Annotated in this window: 6 protein-coding genes; 3 read left to right on the top strand and 3 right to left on the bottom strand. The window is 46.3% G+C overall.

Annotated features, from left to right (window positions below):
* Nucleotides 1–383: 383 nt before the first annotated feature.
* Nucleotides 384–3,983, bottom strand: a complete 3,600-nt coding sequence (locus tag IDJ76_RS19270; protein ID WP_191165698.1) for an NACHT domain-containing protein — start codon at nucleotides 3,981–3,983, stop codon at nucleotides 384–386.
* 371 nt (nucleotides 3,984–4,354) lie between these two features.
* Here IDJ76_RS19270 and IDJ76_RS19265 point away from each other — a divergent pair, with 371 nt between their 5' ends.
* The 3 genes from IDJ76_RS19265 to IDJ76_RS19255 all read left to right on the top strand — a co-directional run bounded on the left by IDJ76_RS19265 (nucleotide 4,355) and on the right by IDJ76_RS19255 (nucleotide 10,520).
* Nucleotides 4,355–4,663: a helix-turn-helix domain-containing protein gene (locus IDJ76_RS19265; RefSeq protein WP_191165696.1), complete on the top strand. Its 309-nt coding sequence runs from the start codon at nucleotides 4,355–4,357 to the stop codon at nucleotides 4,661–4,663.
* Between the two features lie 4 nt (nucleotides 4,664–4,667).
* The gene (locus IDJ76_RS19260) at nucleotides 4,668–5,918 is read left to right on the top strand and encodes a type II toxin-antitoxin system HipA family toxin (protein WP_191165694.1); all 1,251 of its coding nucleotides are present in this window, start codon (nucleotides 4,668–4,670) and stop codon (nucleotides 5,916–5,918) included.
* Nucleotides 5,919–6,287: 369 nt separating this feature from the next.
* Entirely contained in the window at nucleotides 6,288–10,520 is a 4,233-nt protein-coding gene (locus IDJ76_RS19255; RefSeq protein WP_191165692.1) for a sacsin N-terminal ATP-binding-like domain-containing protein, read from the top strand.
* A 69-nt stretch (nucleotides 10,521–10,589) separates the two neighbouring features.
* Here IDJ76_RS19255 and IDJ76_RS19250 read toward each other — a convergent pair whose 3' ends face one another.
* Together IDJ76_RS19250 and IDJ76_RS19245 are read right to left on the bottom strand one after the other, a co-directional pair.
* Entirely contained in the window at nucleotides 10,590–13,781 is a 3,192-nt protein-coding gene (locus IDJ76_RS19250) for an ATP-binding protein (protein WP_191165690.1), read from the bottom strand.
* The gene (locus tag IDJ76_RS19245) at nucleotides 13,774–15,660 is read right to left on the bottom strand and encodes a trypsin-like serine peptidase (RefSeq protein ID WP_191165687.1); all 1,887 of its coding nucleotides are present in this window, start codon (nucleotides 15,658–15,660) and stop codon (nucleotides 13,774–13,776) included. Before IDJ76_RS19245 ends, IDJ76_RS19250 begins: the two co-directional genes overlap by 8 nt.

The raw sequence follows: 15,660 nt of genomic DNA, 5'->3' as shown, positions 1-15,660 counted from the left end.
AACATCGCTCATAACCAACTCATTTTCAATATGTTAAAAATACAATTTTCAAGTACTTTACGAATCACGCAATGGAAAAATGATTCTAAATCGTTGATGTAAATATATCAAATTATCTGAATAGTAAAGTATTTACAAAAAGGGAGTCAAGAAAATCCACGAGCAAGCAATTTTTGGTGAAAGGGGTTTGTTTATTGATACTGGATACAAAAGTGCTTCGCGTATCGTTATGAAATAACCATTTTGGCAACACATGTTCTTTGGTGATGTCCAATGAGGAATTACAAAATATACAGATTTCTTTTCCAGAAAGGATATTGTCCGCACCAATTGCTCCGTGACGTCTCATATTTACACGTAAAAGCCTGAATCTTAAATCGAGTTCAGTCATTCAAAACATCTCCATTTTGATAAGGAATCTTCAATCGCCGGCAAATGTTCACAGCGGCAAAGTCACACAGATTGAGCAACAGGTCCGGGTTAGCTGCATTTGTGGTTTTTGCCAGCAGTTTGATTTTCTTCAGCGAGGCATGGCAGCCAATATAAGCGAGGCATTCGACAAGGTTCCGGAGCTGTACGCCACGCAGGGCGTTTTTCAAATTCAACCGGTTTAAATGCCCGAGGGCCCAGCTTTCATCCGATGTATCGGCCATTGTGACCATCGCTTTTAAAGCGCGCTCTGATCCATCCCTTGCCTTGTCGTCCGTTGTGCCTTTTTTTATAAAGTAGTCCGCTGCTTGTTTTACATTATCCTTGAGCGTTTGACCTTTTAGCATTTCTGCAACGCCAAAGAAAACATCGAGTCCATAAGTATTACTCTTTTTAGACGAAGGGAAATTCAGTTTAAAGTAAGCGCCGGCTATCCCGGCTGCCAGTTCCGGATCAAGGTATCTCGAATGGTCCATTAACCGGATAGGCAGGTATTCATCATTTACCAAAAAATTTCCACCGGCAAAGAACCAGGAAATTATCGCGGCGCTTTTTTCTTTTTCTCCAATAAAATAATAAGTGCCGGCAAGATCCAAACACAGGTAATAGTCACTTTGATACCTTTTATTCTCCCCGAGCTGCTGGTAAATACGGTCCATCCGGGGGATTGCCTCCACCAGGTGGTACCTGCGTACCCCGGTCAACAGCGTATGAACGGTTGCACGGTACAAGGCCTTCGGAAATGCCTGTTGTCGTACTAAGGGTACAATTTCCGCATTGTCTACCAGCACACCAAGCGCCCAGCTTTGCAACTGGCCGGGTTCTCCGTAGAGCCATTCAAGCACTACATCTTTTACCTCATAGTACGGGTATCTTTTCAGTGCGCCAATTGCCGCAGAACCGATATTACTATCCGGGTGAGTGATCAGCCCGAAAAATATTTCTTTAGGAATTTCACACGGGCAATCAACAATGATTGACATCAGTCTTTCAGCATTGTAATACTCCTTTTCAGCGGGTTCATTTATAAATTGCACGATCCGCTTAACTACTTTTATCGAGCGGGTACTTTTTATTACGTCGTAAACATCATCCATTTTACGAAGGTTTTCCTGCAAAAGCGGAAACTCCAGCACTTGTAAAGCGAAAGCTTCGTCCCCGACAATAGCCAATACGCCTGCCAGCGAGCTGAGCCTTTCGGAGTGATGATCGTTTTTTTCAAACGCATGGAGGAAAAATTCCTCCAGCGCATTTTTTATGGCGGGGGTAATTTTGTTTTGGGAGGCTAGTTCTAAAAAGATATCCTTGCATTCCTGGTCAGCCCAATAATCCCGGAGCTTCTTCCAGTTTTCGATGATCTGCAAGTGTTCCGGCTCATCAAAATAGAAAAGCGCCCGTACAATTTTAGACTGCGCGGTCCATCCGAGGAAGAAGTTCCCGTCGGTGCGGTCCAGGTTTTGATAAATGAGCTGCCGGGCCCGTTCGGTCCTTGTCTTGGCGATGACGGGAAAAGCCATCAGCGTGACCTCGTTATAAACTTCACCGTTTGTGACCGCGTCATAAAGAAACTCCAGCATCAAAGGATGATCGATTGCAACCAGGTAATTAAAGGCTTTTGCCCGTACATCCGGTATCTGGCACCGGACCATACGCTTCAGTTCGTCTATCACGGGCAGGAGTGCTATTTCCTCACAGGCGCTGTTTTCAATCAGGCAGTACGCCGCTAACCAGACTTCAGAACTAACGATCGGTATTAAGCCCGTAACTGATGGCAATATAGCCGCCATACCGGCAATCGCCGGGTGCCATTTCGTTTCTGTTTTTAACTGCGCAATAATAAGCGGGTCCTGCAAGAATTTCTCTTTTAGTGCCTGCGATGCAAAGTGCTCCAGAAAAAGCCGGTGCCAGAAATAAAGGTGGTCGCCATTGACAATAAGTAAGCCGGTTTCCTCCAGCGCTGCCAGGACTTCCCGCGTGGTCATGCCCGCTTTGACTTTCCGGGAACGTTCAAGCCTGTCCAGCACCTCCAACAGCAATGGCTCAGCCTCATCCAGCTTCAGGCCGGTCTCCTGATATTCGTAGACGCTAAATGCGAGTGTAGAAAGGAAGGAAGCGATGCTCTCCCAGGCCAGCTTTTGCGGGTGCGGCGACCGCTGGTCCTGCCAGTTTTTTACGCGTGTAATTATCGCTTTAATAATCCCGGATACCGTTGGCGGCAGAGTACCGGATTCTTTGAAAATTGAAATTAAAAAAAGCAGCAGCAGTGTATTACCGGCTTCCTTCAGCAAGTCGTTGTTCGTTAGCTGCCGGTTAAATTCGTAATAACTGTCCCCAACATAATGGCGGGCGATCTTTTCGACCTGTGAATCCGTTATCGGCTGAATTTGAAAAGCAGCAGAAGCCGGAAAATTTGGAACGGCATTCGGCCTGGAGGTGACAAAGCAGGTATAGCCCGAAGCGAGCCGCTCGATGGCCATAACAGTCTCCGCGCGGAAAGCTTCCGGAATTTCATCAAAGGCATCCAAAAGAAATAAAAAATCATTCTGCTCAGGTAATTCATAGATCGTTTGACAAGGAAAGCCATGACGATTGAGAAAAGAAGCGACTAAAGCCTCCAGGTTATAACCATGTCCAATTTCCCGGAGCGCTATATAAACCGGGATGTGTAACTCCCGCAACTCCAGAGCATGCTGCGCCGACCTGGAGGCTAGGTATTTCAAAAAAGACGTTTTACCCGACCCCGTTTCCCCGATGAAAATTTTTACCCGGGTATTTACCTCCGACTCAATCTGGGGGAACTTCAGCGTTTTTTCCTTGATTGACTTGTCGCCCAGCGCCTGGTAGGGAAGAAACGAAAGGAGGTAATTGGGGTCTATCTTCTTTAAATCCAGGTTATTGATCGCCTGGAATTTTTTTGTCGGCAGGTGCCAGTGTTCAAAATCAGTTCTTAACCGTTTAAGGTATTTATCGAAATCAGCCAGCAAAACTTTCGCTCGCTGTCTCTCTTTATCCATAGCAGATCCCTGGCTGCTAGTGACCGCCTGTTCAATATCAAATTCCCTGATCAGCTCGATATCGCTCTTGACTGCTTGATTGTGCCGTCCCAGTAAGGCGACCAGTTGGCCGATCTTTACCTGTAAATCAGCAATATTTGAAGAATGGAAGAGCAGGTTATTGACGTCAAATACCTTTAACTCGGTCCCGTTCGTTATCATCAGGAAGTTTCTGCCAACGCTGTTGGCATAGGATCGCAGTTGTCCATTGTGATTGTCAATATTTTCCTTAGGCCCTTTACTGTCGATAATAAATTTAGGGTACTCAGTGTCTCCGTTCAGGCAAACGACAAAGTCGGGTTTATGGATCAGCCCTTTTGAACCACGCTCATTGAAGTTAACCCCTGAATATAATCCGCTGGCCGGATATATTTTCTCCGGTAATATTTCCTTTAAACCATACCCAAGGTACCTTTGCAATAACGGCAAAACAAAGTTTTGACTGACCTCATCTTCGTTCCGAAATGCCAGGTCCCCAAAGTCATCGAACAACTTTCCCATTGACCCTAAATATCTAAAAAAATATCATAGCATTAACGCTTTCTACGCCGCCCGGCCTTGCTCCAAACAAAAACCGCAAACAGAGCGATAATTAATACAGTCCAAAGACTACTTTCGTTACCTTTAACATCGACGTCAGCAAAAAACAACCATTCTCACACCTCCGGCTCTTCCAAGACGATATAACTTAAAACATCAAGATCCATTTCCTGATCTAAATTAATAACCAGCACCTTAGCCTACAACCGGTAATAGGATTAATGTTATTTGCATATTCTCGATTCGCGATTTGCAAATTGAGGATAATACAATCATTATAATGCTTCATATATTAAACAACTTGTTTATATTTGTTTATTATCTAAAACATTATGAAACAGCAACTGGTTCTTTTACCTAAAGCCCAAAAGGTGCTTAATGACCTGGGTGAGAACATTAAGCTTGCCCGTTTACGCAGAAAGCTGAGCACTACCCAGATTTCAGAACGAGCTGGTATTAGCAGGGCTACGTTATGGCAAATCGAAAAGGGTACGCCCACCGTGGCCATGGGAGCTTATTTCCAGGTATTATTTGCTATGGGGCTGGAAAAAGATTTCCTGAAACTGGGGTCAGACGATGAATTAGGCAGAAAGCTACAGGATGCTGGTTTACTAACTAAAGAACGAGCCCCTAAAAAATAGTCTAATGGCAAAAAGAATCTTGGTTTATGCGGACTGGCAAGGATTGCCGGAGACTATTCAGGTTGGAACACTAAATGCCGAAACAACTCGCGGAAAGGAAATATTTTCTTTCGAATATATGCCGAAATGGCTTCAGGCCCCGCAAGCACAAATACTTGATCCGGATTTGCAGTTGTATTCAGGGCCTCAGTTCCTAAACGATGAAAAAACGAATTTTGGTATATTTCTGGACTCCTCGCCCGACCGCTGGGGCCGCGTGCTTATGAAAAGACGCGAGGCCATCCTCGCCCGGCAGGAAGATCGCCGTATACAACCTTTAATGGAATCTGATTTTTTACTTGGGATATATGACGGAACCCGAATGGGCGGACTAAGATTTAAATATATAGAAGATAGTGAATTTTTAAGTCATGCTACGGAATTAGCAGCTCCACCGTGGGTAAGTCTCCGTGATTTGGAATACGCCAGCCAGCGCCTAGAAAACGAAGACATGAACGCAACTGAGGAATTACGCTGGTTAAATATGTTACTTGCTCCCGGTTCATCGCTTGGTGGTGCACGCCCTAAAGCAAGCGTAACTGACCCTAATGGAGGGCTGTGGATCGCTAAATTCCCAAGCGTTACCGATGATCATGACATTGGGGGATGGGAAATGGTCGTCCATGAGTTAGCGATAAACTGCGGTATCCGAGTTAGCCAATCACAGCTTGGTAAGTACTCTGGCAGACATCACACCTTTCTGACATACCGCTTCGACCGCAACGGTCGGCAACGCATTCACTTTGCTTCTGCAATGACCTTGCTTGGCCAGCAGGACGGCGCAGATTTTAACAATGGTGTCAGCTATCTGGATATTGCCGGTTTTATTATTCAGAACGGGCAGCAGGTTAACGAAAATTTGCGGGAACTATGGAAGCGAATGCTTTTTAATATCCTAGTCAAAAACACAGATGATCACCTTCGCAATCATGGCTTTCTACTTCGTGAAAATGGATGGGAATTATCACCAGCTTATGACATGAACGCCAATCCATCGGGTCAGGGTCTAACACTTAACATTTCTGATGATGATAATTCGCTAGATCCGGAATTGGCTCTTTCGGTGGCCACATTTTTTCGGCTGGAGTCATCTGATGCAGAAAAAATTCTGGAAAATATGATCGGACAAATTGCCCAATGGCATAACATTGCGGTAAAACTTGGAATGTCACGCAGGGAACGGGAAAACATGTCGGCAGCCTTCTTTGGCAATTGATCATTACAGGACCTTGTTGTCGCTGGCGGATTGAATGGTAAAGATGTGCTGACGGTTGTTTAAATAAATTATTTATTTAAACAACCGTTCATAATTAATGTCGATCTGGCCGGATATAAAAAAATCAAAGCGGTGATATTTGTTAAATTACAATCTTTGAGGATGTGACTATCGGTTTTGATCGTATACCTTAACTTGATACCTTTATCAAGCGGAATAAGTTGAAAATGCTAATTAAATCAGTTTTTATCCAAGACACTATTTATTAGCGGAATTATACAGAGCTTATAATATATATTCATCACAGCATTTGCGATTGCCTCTTCATGAAATAATAGAGGCAGCCAATAAATTAAAACAGCCTAATTAATGAATGACCTCTCCCTTTCACGCGTTACCGCTATCTTTAATAAGCACTATGAATATTACCAGTCTATTGGCATTGAAACGATCAAGCAGCAGGCCGGACAGGTCGAGCAGGTCAGCGCTGACTACCAGGGAAGAGTGATTTTTGAGCTCTTGCAGAACGCTTTTGACAAGGCAGATCATTCGATCAAGGTAATCTGCCGCGACAATTGTCTCTATATCGCAAATGATGGCACCCCATTTACTTACCGTGAAAATTATGATTATTATACCGGTAAGTCCGGCCGTGCGGACTTTCAGTCACTTTGCTCGATATCTACTTCAACCAAGGACGTCAATACCAGCATTGGCAACAAAGGTGTTGGCTTTAAATCGGTATTTGCAATATCAGAGAAGGGATCAGTCATAATCCATACCGTGGGAGCGCTGCTGAGCGAGAGTGAAGCTCCTGTCAGCGAAAGGATCTCATTTCAGATATTTGACCAATTTAAGGACGGCCTTAGCTTGCCGGAAACTCTAACCGATGATCCTAAGGCAGCGCTTCTGCTGCAGATTTCGCAAATGCAAGCCGAGCGAAAAGACCGTGGCGTGCCCGGATATTATTATCCGGTGCTATGGCAAAACAGTGATCAGCAGGTCAGCGAGCTTTTTGACCAGCGCTATGTCACTATTATTCAGATTCCGTTTTCGGCAGCGCTTTCCGGAGAGATCAGCAGTCTGCTGAAAGAGATAGAAAAGATACAGTTTCAGTTCGTCCGGCTTCGCATTCCCAAGAATATTCAGATCGAAATCATGGACGGTGCCCAGCCAGGCCTTGGATTTATAAAACGTATTGCCGCACAGGGAGGCGATATAATTTCATGCAGTCTTAATGAGGAGGCCAGGGCACTTGGCAAAGCGGCGGGCCCGACAATCGAGGATCCAAGGGTCGCGATCTTTTTTCATGATATGGATGGAGGTCTTCCACTTGAAAGCCTGCTATATAATTATTTGCCGACCAAAGTAGAATCACCGTTCTATCATGTGGACTTCCATGCCGATTTTCATACGACGGTAGACCGAAAGGGCATTAATTGGGACGGAAAGATCGGGGCTTACAATAGGGCGCTGATGAGGGGCTGTCTTGAGCTTTATTTTCACAGCCTGAACCTGCTGCTGGATCATGGCGACAGACAGTCTCTCAATATCCAGGTGATTGAACTCGGCTCGATCAGCGAGCCCGCTTTTACCAGCTTTAGCTGGCAGCATTTTAATGTCAGCCATACCCAGGAAGCCTATTGGCCGGTCCGTGACATCCTGAGAATCTCTAACCACCACTATCATGTGGCTTCGGACCTAATTGCCAGCCTGGCAAAAAAATATTTTTCTCAGGACAGGACAAGTGGCGCTCACCAGCTCTTCTTTGAGCATGCTGTGGAGTTTATCAATTCCTATTCTCGAAATTCTGGCGACTCCTGGGACTGGCCCCCTTACTTTAAAAGCCAGCTAGGCAAGGCCCTCGTTCGGCTGGACGCGAAGGTAATACCGGCCGCAGGTGAAGGGCAGCATTCGCTGCAGGAAGAGCTAATCTTCAGAGAGCAGCAGAAGGATGAGATAAAAACGATTATCCCATCTTTTGTTGGCATCAACCTAACGGCGTTCGAAGTGGCTGATAAAGACTTAAGAAAAGCATTGAATATAAAGGACTTTACAGACCGGAATGAAATACTGAAGCATTACCGTCAGGTATCACCCGGGGGAAGCTTTCATGGCCCCTGTGAAAGGTACTCTGAGGAACAGCAAAAAGATCTCCTGACCAGCATTTCGTCAATGATGGGTCGCACGGATAACGAGGTGACCTGCACCCACCGGTATCAGGGGTATCTTGTCAGTAATACGGACAATACTGCCGCAAATTTAGCGGATTTTGGCCTTTCCACCGTCTTTCTTAAAACGACAATAGGGCGCTATAAACCGGCCCAGCTTTGCTGCCGCAAGGAGATCGATGTTTCTTTTATCCCAGCGCTGGCGAATGACACGAGCCTCGAAACCTTCCTTCGCTACCTGGGGGTATCTCCTCACAGCAGCTATCTGTTTGTAGATAAGCCTATGCTGGATCAGCTGAAGGATGGCCTGGACTACATTCCGGCGCTATGGAGGCGTGACCGCTCCGCTCAAGAGGATGCTTTAAGCTATAATAAGGTGCTTGCGGAGTTGCGGGTAGTCCATTCTGGCAATGAAATCCATCCGGCACTCATCAATGATAATCGCATTAGCTTCCTTAAGGATCTTAAAGTGAGTGAATTTAAGCTGGAAAGTGATGATGTGCTAATCAAGCGCTATGATCTTTTTCCCCGGGAGTATATGCGCCAGCTCTTGCTGGCCTGTCAGGATGGCTTGCACCGAAAGGATCAGCTGCTGCGGCTATACCAGCAGCTCTTTGAGCCGCTTCATCATAAATTACGCACTTATCTGGTATCCGAATCAGACCAGCTCTTTTTCACGCAAAGGAGTGATTTTTATATTATCGCCAGCGAAGCTGATTTTCAGGTGGCGCAGCAGGTGAAAATACCTGTGCTGTGCTATTACAAAAGCCGCATAGACCCGGAAAAGTACAAGCTGTCCGGGAAGATGCTAGATATGGAAGCCAGCGATTTTTTAACCACGGGAGAAGTTGATCTGACTGCAAGGTTCAGAGAAGCCCTTTTCCCTCGGCTGTTTTACCTTTTGGTGGAGCTTTCCAGCGCTGAATTTTCTGAAGCAGACTACTTTGAAAACCCATCGAGGATCACTGAGCTGTCAAAAAAGCTGGCCCTGTTTAAGTTTATTGAAGTGGACACACTGCAGCGTGAGATCCAGATCGGAGCGCTGGCTGGCCGTGTTATAGCGGATAAAATATTTGATTACAGCGATCGCTGCCTCTACGTCCGAAAAGATATTTCTACCGGCGAGAGGGCTGAAGCCATCGCCAAAAGTATATTTAACAATGGAAAATTTGCGCGCACCGTTGAACTGATTCTCTTCCATAAAAAAGAGGATGCCCTGCAAAAGGAGTATAGGCAGCAGACAGAGCTTTATTATCAGAAATTTAAAAGTCACTGGATACAGAACTACGATATCCGCTTTAGGCAATTTTCCTCAATAATACTTTCCTTTTTCGATGGTCAGCGCTATGAGGACGATCCCCAGTGGTTTGTCTATAGCCGGGACTACCAAAGCCCCTTTGTCCTGCGCATCTATCAGGCTGGTCTGGTCAATGAATTAAGCCAGGTGATCACCCGGGAGGGTGAGCTGTTTGAGGAAGGTATTTTTTCTGATTTTCAGATAGATATTGATTTTGGCCTTTACCGTAAGGAAATTATCGAGATCGCCCTTGCGCTTGACAGGCTTCCGTCGAAGGAAGGGCTGCTGTTCCGCGCGCGGCTAGACGCGCTTACCGGAAGGCTTGGAGTATCCGAACTGATTAAAATCCTGCGCGAGGATATTGCAGCAGGCTTTCCATTGGCGTTTGCTAAGGATGACTCGGCCAGCAAGCAGGATACTGTCTCACGTCAAGTCGAGTTGGAGACTAAAATAAAGCAGCTTTTTAATAGCTTTAAGGAAGCCAGTCAGCCTGTAATCACATCATTCACTGCCAATGAGCAGAATACCGTAACAGCTATTCCGGTCAAAACCAGAAAAGTAATCTACCAGGGACAATTACCCTCTAATGAAACATGCAAGGTCATTGGAAATACAGGCGAGGAGCAGGTTTTATATTTCCTCATTAATTATTTTATCGGGCTTAGCGGCCGAGCAGAGAAAGAAAGCGCGCTCTATGAAGTTCATTTACTTATACAGCGTAAACTCGGTGCTTCAGCAAGCCGTCTTGCCCATTACCAGGAGCTTTACAGCGCCTGCCTGCGGGCTCTTGATGATACAGCATCATTGACGGTTGCTTTAATACCATTCTTCTACATTACACTTCATTATGAGCTGGCTTTCGTAGACCTGGTGGCTTGGCACGAGGGACGCGCGGTGCTTGTCGAGGTGAAGACGACGACATCCCGCGGTAATAAAAGCTTCAGACTATCAGAAAGTGAGGTCGGCCAGGCAATCGCCCAGGAAAACTATATGATCATCCGGGTAACGCCAGATGAGCTAATCTTACTGGGTAATCCCATGTTTGCTATTCAGGAAAAGCTGACCGAGGTGAGGGGAAGTAATTTCTCTATTCAGCCAGATGGCTATAAATTTTCCTTTTTTTCGCAGCAATAGCCATGCGCCGGTATTTATTTATCCCAGCAATAAGCAACACAATTTGTCAGCTGGCAAATTGTGCTTGCGCTACAGACTTGCATTAAGACGGGTCGAATATATATATTTAAGCTTATCGTCAAGTGATGCTATCGCTTCAAAAACCCTCTTAATCATATAGTTATGGGGGTAATAGTGACAAAGCTCTTCCATCAGGTGGGGAAGCTTCCAACTGCGATCTATTAATTCAATATAGGGGCTCAATGCTGTTTCCGGGTTCTCCCGCCACAGGTCGATCAGGCGCTGCGGCGGGTAATCCCACTCCCGAATATTTATATTTATGATCCTCCTGAAAAGATCATAGAGACGATGCCAATCCCTAGTCTCCTGCATTAGATCAATGATCGCATACTTGCTCGGATTCTGAAAGTCCGGAAAAGCTCCCACCATCAGCTGAACCAAATAAGCTGGCGCAGTTCGGCCCATCAGCTGATCAAAAGGCATTCTGTAAAATTCATCAGGACGATTGTAGCTGCTCAAAGTCCTCAGCGCGTTTTTAACCGTTAAGCTTGTTAGATGGGGTAGGCGCTCCATTAGCTCAGCAGCAGGCCGAGCGATTTCTTCACTGCTTTCTGATAGGAATTTCTGCAGCCATTCCGGATCTAAAGGCAGCGAAGCTAAACTAATCATGAAGCCATCATATGGTCTTCGATCGGCAGCTACCTCGATGAGATATAATAGCTTTTCAAACCCTTCCGGATTTTTCCTTCTGGTATCCATCGCTATGTGCTTGGCTAGCTCGTGAACGCTGTCTCGGAAGCGGCCGCTTGCTATGTTTTTTGCCGCCAGAGAAGCCAGGCAGGCCAGTAACTTTTGAAGCAGCTCCACCCTGGAAGCACTAAAGGAGCTAAAAGTATTGCGGCTCGGATATTCAGCAATTAGCTCCTGCAATCCTGATGTTTCTGTATTCTCTCGATGCAGTATGACTTCCTGGATATAAAGGAGGTCTACGAGATGCTTGATATTACCGGTTCTTCGCATCGGCTCCATGCCGGTATAAAAATAGTTCCAGCGCGCAGTATTTAAAAATACACTTAGCTCCCAGGGCTCGAACCGATAGCTGTCATAATTAAAGCTTATTTGTGAATTATTAAACTCGCGGTCATCAAGCTCCTGATGCAGTTCAAGCACCACCTTTAACGCTGTGCTGTAATTCCCGCGTATCGCAGCTTGCTGGGCAGCCTGACGCAGCGCATAAGAATGATATTTTTCAGGCAGATAGGAAATCTCATCTAATTTAACTACCCGCTGAGCGACGTATTTTAAGGTGATCCTGGACTGTATAGGCAAATCGTCGACGTCGGCCTGAAGTGACGGCCAGGCGAATTTAAGCTCTTTTTCTGAAATCTCAGATAAAAAGCCATCCGTCTCCGCGGTCATCAGCCGATGATAGATTACTTCCTGATGTGAGCTCTCATCATTCCGGCGCTGAAAGTATTCAATCGCAGCCAGATGAAGCCGGTCAGCAGTCTGAGGGTTTTCCAATATCATCAGCCTAATCATGGAGCGCCGCAAATCTTTCCGGTGCCACACCTCGCCGCTTTTACTTTTGTAAGCAAGCCATGCATAGGAGGCCAAGGCATCTAAGATGCGCTGTGCTTCCTTCAGCTCCATATAAGGCATGCCGAGAACAGGACATACAACCTTCTGAATAAGATCTGCCGTCAGAAATCTGAGTATCAAGCCTGGATGGGCCAGCTCTCTGATTTTCGAATCTTTAATTCGCAGAAGCACTCTTCTATAGACAATTCCAGCAAAAAGGTCATGCCCGCCCTCACGCGCCAGTTGCGCCTCAAGATCTCTAAAGCGCAAGCTCGGCTCAGCGATCAGCACCTGTGCCAGTAGCTTAAGTTCCAGAGGCCTTTTGGGCAATAGCCTGGATCCTGCGATCTCAAGCGCTGTTTTTTTATCGATATGATGAATCTCAAGAAAATGAGCGGTCAGGCGCTTATCAAATTCTCCAACCGATACAACTTCGCAGGCTCTTGACAGGCCCAGTTCTTCGTGGGGCTCAGCAGAGAATCTTCCTGAATAAATTACCTTCAGCCCGACTGGCAGCAAATATTCCCTTAGCTCCTCAAGCCAATCCTTTATTTCTTCAATCATTGACAGTTGCATCACTTCCTCAAAGGTATCCAGGATTAGGAGCAGTGGAAAATCGGCCAGTCCTTTAGTGATCAGTTCATCTTTCAGCATGGTAATAATACGCCTCAGTCTCCTGGAGCGATCCCTGCCTTCATAAGATCCGGCTGCCGCCCCGGAATAGTAGCTGTCTTCTGCCTCCTTAATTTCCTTTCTAGCTAAGCTGATCCTCCGGTATATCTGTGGGAACTGACTGGAAACCTGGCGCGTGATTTCCGATTCCAGCCAATAAGTATCACTAGGATCCATTCCGGGCTTGTCAAAATCAAGAATCGCCAGAAGAACATTTTTGCTCTGGTGAATATCCTGACAAAGCCGGGCAACCAGCGTTGACTTGCCAGCACCGCCAATACCGTTGATAATTAATGAGGGCAGGGCTCTTCCGCCAGTATCCCCGCTTATAAATTGCTTCAGCTGCTTTAGTTCCGCCGCCCGTCCAACAAATCCCGATTTTAATAGAATGTCCTGATCCGGGAGCAACTGGATCGACCTCCAGTGCGCACGCAGATCATCGATATCCGGCAGGGGAATTTCAATACCCTGAAGCCACTCCAGCACTTTGATGATTTGCAAAATTCCGCTTCTGTCTGCCTGTATACGAGTCACGTCCAAAACGAATTCCTGCTTTAAAAAGCTTCTTAATACTTTACCGGCGAAGTCTGTCGGCGGCAACGGGCCGTCAAGCTCACGAGAAAGGGTTCCATTGCTTATCAGTCGCCTGATGATTTCCTGTCTATATTTGAGGCTGAGACACCAAGTCGTTTCACTCTGATTCTTTAAAATATCAAAATGCGGGAGGATCTGAGTAAGAACCGCTTCCTCAACGGGCACCGTAGTGCCCTCCGGCAATAGCCCCTGCGGCAGCAAGTCTCCTGACAGCGCTGCCTTCACTAGCGCCTTTTCGATCATTGCTGCCAGATCTTCGTCCGAGATTTCCGACACTATCCTCTCTTCTGCTTTTTGCTCAGGATTTTCTGCATCATTTATATCATCAGCTTCAGGCAGATTATATTGAAGTTGTCTCAGCCGGCTTTCTATAAGTTGGCCTAACTCAAAATCTGATATTTCCTTTTTAGCCATTGCTTGCCTTTTTAAATGAATCTGATAATACTTCTTTAATCATTAGTATGACCTCGTCTGCTAATATAGTCCCGCCCTTTTCAGGGTTATTACTCACCGCCCGTTTATACTGCACATAAACAGATGAAGCAGCCACCGATATAGCGCTGTCATCCAGACCCGATGGCAATGCTCTGTTGTAGCGCAGAAAAAAGTCCTGAATTTCTTCCTTGGTAATTTCAGACACCCTGCATGGTAGGATCGTATCTCTTAAGCTTTGAGGCAGATTGATCTGCATATCGTCCAGAACGAACCGCAGCCAGTCTTCTGATAGGGCCCGCTCATATAGGCCAAATAAAAGCTCTGATGCTGAGCCGTCTTCGATGCTGTAAGAGTTCAGGTCTGCAATACCAATCCAGACCAACCGCTCACCGCGCGATGCTTCAAGAGAGGCTATAATGTCCGGAATAAGCACTGTTTTAATCCAGATCGAGGATGTGGAGCTGACGCCTTCTTCGGTTACATTAGGGCTGAATACGCCGCCAGCGGCTTCACAGATGTGCTGAGCCAGCTCGCTCGCCGACATTTTTGAAATGATAGCAGCCGACAAGTTAAGAATAAGATGAGATGATTGCGGCAGTATTGCGGCCAGAACGGCCAACCGGAATGTTTTACCGCTGCCCTGGACACCGCTCACGAGAATAATCTTTTTAGGCTCGTTCTGCACACATGCCCATACAGCGCTCTTGAAATCGTCACACCCCACGACGGGCGTAAATTCAGAAGCTCCGGAAATGCGCCAGACAGGCCGGCCTCCTGCGTCCACTTCCGGCAGATAAATTTGATTTTCCGCCATGTGCTCTGTTATACGCAGGAGCGGCACACCCCGGTTCAGGATATTCCCGTTTCGATTAGACCAGCATCCCTGATGTATTCCAAAAAGTTTAAAATCCTTATTAAAGCATGGACCACCGGACGATCCGGATACCGTGTTGGCTGAATGTACAAAACGAAAAGATGGAACTATATTTGGATAGTCAGGATCAGGCGTCGTAATAAGCCGCTGATCCATTTTTAAGCTTTGGCCTGCCGGATGCTGGAACAGAATAATTTTCCCATCTGGAGCAGGCACCGGATTCGGGTATTCTATCGTTTCCCAGTCTCTTTCGAAGCCCGGAGCCTTCGATAACCGAATCAGCGCGTAATCCCAATGGCCATTCAACTGGCTGAGATCCTGTGGCAGCTTTTGAAGCAACTCTTCCTGATGACACACACTGAAGCCGATGCACCATTGCTCGTGAGCGTCTATCGCAATTTTGCTTTTTGCATATTTAGATTTAAGATTGATAAGATTAAGGAAGTTGTCAAACTCTACCGAGAGCCGCTCAGCTGTGTTTGCCGCTGGCTGATAAAGCTGTCCGTCTGATTCGAAAAGCGGTTCTACCACGTGCCATGATGTTAGGATCGCGTCGGGACTTACCAGTATTCCGGTGCCGGCAGCATCGCCATCAATAAGTATCTTCGCTGTAATCCTCATTCCTTTGACCATGCCTCTCGTGAATTCGAGCGGTGCATCAAGCCCGGCAGCTATTCTGCTCATTGCCTGCAGCCCTGTGTCTTCAGGCTCATTCGCTGTTGCAATTTGTATCAGCGCATTTGCCAGGCTACCGTCTTCAAGCTGGTTGCTGACGATCAGCTCCGTCAGTTGAGCTAAGAATCCTCTTTCTTTACTATAGCTTAGTCCCTCGTGGATCGCAGCACCGTCATAGGCTGATGGAGCGATTGCCTCGAAAGCGATAATCTCCTTTCTTTCAGCCATTGCCTGAGCATCGGCAAACAATTTGGCGAATTCAGCTCTCGTGCACCTGATTCCTTTAATAATGTCGATAATGTTCAGCAT

The organism is Mucilaginibacter glaciei (genome assembly GCF_014773245.1).
In the GTDB taxonomy this organism is placed as follows: Bacteria; Bacteroidota; Bacteroidia; order Sphingobacteriales; family Sphingobacteriaceae; genus Mucilaginibacter; species Mucilaginibacter glaciei.
The sequence above is the reverse complement of the archived record's forward strand: the minus strand, read 5'-3'. Positions and strand labels throughout refer to the sequence as shown.

What these genes read in the sequence shown, in the direction of transcription:
- IDJ76_RS19270 (WP_191165698.1), bottom strand. Translation starts at nt 3,983, where the DNA reads ATGGGAAAGTTGTTCGATGACTTTGGGGACCTGGCATTTCGGAACGAA.
- IDJ76_RS19265 (WP_191165696.1), top strand. Translation starts at nt 4,355, where the DNA reads ATGAAACAGCAACTGGTTCTTTTACCTAAAGCCCAAAAGGTGCTTAAT.
- IDJ76_RS19260 (WP_191165694.1), top strand. Translation starts at nt 4,668, where the DNA reads ATGGCAAAAAGAATCTTGGTTTATGCGGACTGGCAAGGATTGCCGGAG.
- IDJ76_RS19255 (WP_191165692.1), top strand. Translation starts at nt 6,288, where the DNA reads ATGAATGACCTCTCCCTTTCACGCGTTACCGCTATCTTTAATAAGCAC.
- IDJ76_RS19250 (WP_191165690.1), bottom strand. Translation starts at nt 13,781, where the DNA reads ATGGCTAAAAAGGAAATATCAGATTTTGAGTTAGGCCAACTTATAGAA.
- IDJ76_RS19245 (WP_191165687.1), bottom strand. Translation starts at nt 15,660, where the DNA reads ATGCTGAACATTATCGACATTATTAAAGGAATCAGGTGCACGAGAGCT.